Raw genomic sequence first — 3,069 nt, forward strand, 5'->3', positions numbered from 1 at the left:
AGAATGTTTGTTCTTTGAAAACTGGATATCATTGTAATATAGAAATGCCGAGAACACAGCGTATTTGTATGAGTTTCTAATAAAAATTCAATCGCTAACCGATCTATTTATAGATCAAGGTTAAGTTACAAAGGGCGCACGGTGGATGCCTTGGCACTAGGAGCCGATGAAGGACGTGACTAACGACGATATGCTTCGGGGAGCTGTACGTAAGCTTTGATCCGGAGATTTCCGAATGGGGGAACCCAGCGACCATAAGGTCGTTACTCTTCAGTGAATACATAGCTGTTGAGAGGCAAACGCAGGGAACTGAAACATCTAAGTACCTGCAGGAAGAGAAAGCAATTGCGATTCCCATAGTAGCGGCGAGCGAAGTGGGAATAGCCCAAACCAAGAAGCTTGCTTCTTGGGGTTGTAGGACTGAACTTTGGAGTTACCAAGTTAACAGGTAGACGAAGTCAGCTGGAAAGCTGCGCGATACAAGGTGAAAGCCCTGTAGTCGAAATCTGTTAGCCTCCGTTCAGGATCCTGAGTACGGCGGAGCACGTGAAATTCCGTCGGAATCCGGGTGGACCATCACCCAAGGCTAAATACTCCCTAGTGACCGATAGTGAACCAGTACCGTGAGGGAAAGGTGAAAAGCACCCCGGAAGGGGAGTGAAATAGTTCCTGAAACCGTGTGCCTACAATAAGTCGAAGCCCGTTAATGGGTGACGGCGTGCCTTTTGTAGAATGAACCGGCGAGTTACGCTAACATGCGAGGTTAAGGTGAAAAGCCGGAGCCGCAGCGAAAGCGAGTCTGAATAGGGCGAACTAGTATGTTGGTGTAGACCCGAAACCAAGTGACCTACCCATGACCAGGTTGAAGGTGTGGTAAAACACACTGGAGGACCGAACCCGTGTATGTTGAAAAATGCTGGGATGAGTTGTGGGTAGCGGTGAAATTCCAAACGAACTTGGAGATAGCTGGTTCTCTCCGAAATAGCTTTAGGGCTAGCCTCAGAGGATGGATATTGGAGGTAGAGCACTGTTTGGACTAGGGGCCCGTCAAGGGTTACTGAATTCAGATAAACTCCGAATACCAATTATCTTACTCTGGGAGTCAGACGGTGAGCGATAAGGTCCATCGTCGAAAGGGGAACAGCCCAGATCACCAGTTAAGGTCCCTAAATTTATGCTAAGTGGAAAAGGATGTGGCGTTGCACAGACAACTAGGATGTTGGCTCAGAAGCAGCCACCATTTAAAGAGTGCGTAATAGCTCACTAGTCGAGTGACCCTGCGCCGAAAATATACCGGGGCTAAGCATAATACCGAAACTGTGGATGCATCCGTAAGGATGTGTGGTAGGAGAGCGTTCTATGGGCGTTGAAGGTCGATCGTGAGGACGGCTGGAGCGCATAGAAGTGAGAATGCCGGCATGAGTAGCGAAAGACAGGTGAGAATCCTGTCCACCGTATGACTAAGGTTTCCTGGGGAAGGCTCGTCCTCCCAGGGTTAGTCGGGATCTAAGGCGAGGCCGAGAGGCGTAGTCGATGACAAACAGGTTGAAATTCCTGTACTAGTTTATTTTGTTTGAACGATGGCGGGACGCAGTAGGCTAAGGTAAGCATCCGGTTGGAAATGGATGTCCAAGCAATAAGTCTTGTGGTGAGTGAAATGCTTGCCGCTTTAAGGACAAGTTGTGATGGGGAGCGAAATTTAAGTAGCGAAGTACCTGATGTCACACTGCCAAGAAAAGCGTCTAGTGAGAAATAAACTACCCGTACCGCAAACCGACACAGGTAGTCGAGGCGAGTAGCCTCAGGTGAGCGAGCGAACTCTCGTTAAGGAACTCGGCAAAATGACCCCGTAACTTCGGAAGAAGGGGTGCTGCACGCAAGTGCAGCCGCAGTGAATAGGCCCAAACAACTGTTTATCAAAAACACAGGTCTCTGCTAAATCGTAAGATGACGTATAGGGGCTGACGCCTGCCCGGTGCTGGAAGGTTAAGAGGATGAGTTAGCGTAAGCGAAGCCCAGAATTGAAGCCCCAGTAAACGGCGGCCGTAACTATAACGGTCCTAAGGTAGCGAAATTCCTTGTCGGGTAAGTTCCGACCCGCACGAAAGGCGTAATGATTTGGGCACTGTCTCAACGAGAGACTCGGTGAAATTTTAATACCCGTGAAGATGCGGGTTACCCGCGACAGGACGGAAAGACCCCATGGAGCTTTACTGTAGCTTGATATTGAGTGTTTGTACCGCTTGTACAGGATAGGTAGGAGCCGTAGATGCCGGAACGCTAGTTTCGGTGGAGGCATTGGTGGGATACTACCCTTGCTGTATGAACACTCTAACCCGCACCACTTAGCGTGGTGGGAGACAGTGTCAGGTGGGCAGTTTGACTGGGGCGGTCGCCTCCTAAAATGTAACGGAGGCGCCCAAAGGTGCCCTCAGAATGGTTGGAAATCATTCGCAGAGTGTAAAGGTATAAGGGCGCTTGACTGCGAGACTGACAAGTCGAGCAGGGACGAAAGTCGGGCTTAGTGATCCGGTGGTTCCGTATGGAAGGGCCATCGCTCAACGGATAAAAGCTACCCTGGGGATAACAGGCTTATCTCCCCCAAGAGTCCACATCGACGGGGAGGTTTGGCACCTCGATGTCGGCTCATCGCATCCTGGGGCTGTAGTCGGTCCCAAGGGTTGGGCTGTTCGCCCATTAAAGCGGTACGCGAGCTGGGTTCAGAACGTCGTGAGACAGTTCGGTCCCTATCCGTCGCGGGCGCAGGAAATTTGAGAGGAGCTGTCCTTAGTACGAGAGGACCGGGATGGACGTTCCGCTGGTGTACCAGTTGTGCCGCCAGGCGCATCGCTGGGTAGCTATGAACGGAAGGGATAAACGCTGAAAGCATCTAAGTGTGAAGCCCCCCTCGAGATGAGATTTCCCATTCCTTTATGGAAGTAAGACCCCTGAGAGATGATCAGGTAGATAGGCTGGAAGTGGAAGAGCAGCGATGCTTGGAGCGGACCAGTACTAATCGGTCGAGGACTTAACCAAAAATCCTGTTGGTCGTAATTGCCAGCAGGTGGT

Annotated in this window: 1 rRNA gene; it reads left to right on the forward strand. The window is 50.7% G+C overall.

The window, feature by feature from the left end:
• Positions 1-118: 118 nt before the first annotated feature.
• Positions 119-3,036: ribosomal RNA gene (locus ACGG90_RS15255) — 23S ribosomal RNA — on the forward strand.
• The last annotated feature ends 33 nt before the right edge of the window (positions 3,037-3,069 follow it).

The sequence above is a fragment of the Lacticaseibacillus jixiensis genome (assembly GCF_042847315.1).
Taxonomy (GTDB): domain Bacteria; phylum Bacillota; class Bacilli; order Lactobacillales; family Lactobacillaceae; genus Lacticaseibacillus; species Lacticaseibacillus jixiensis.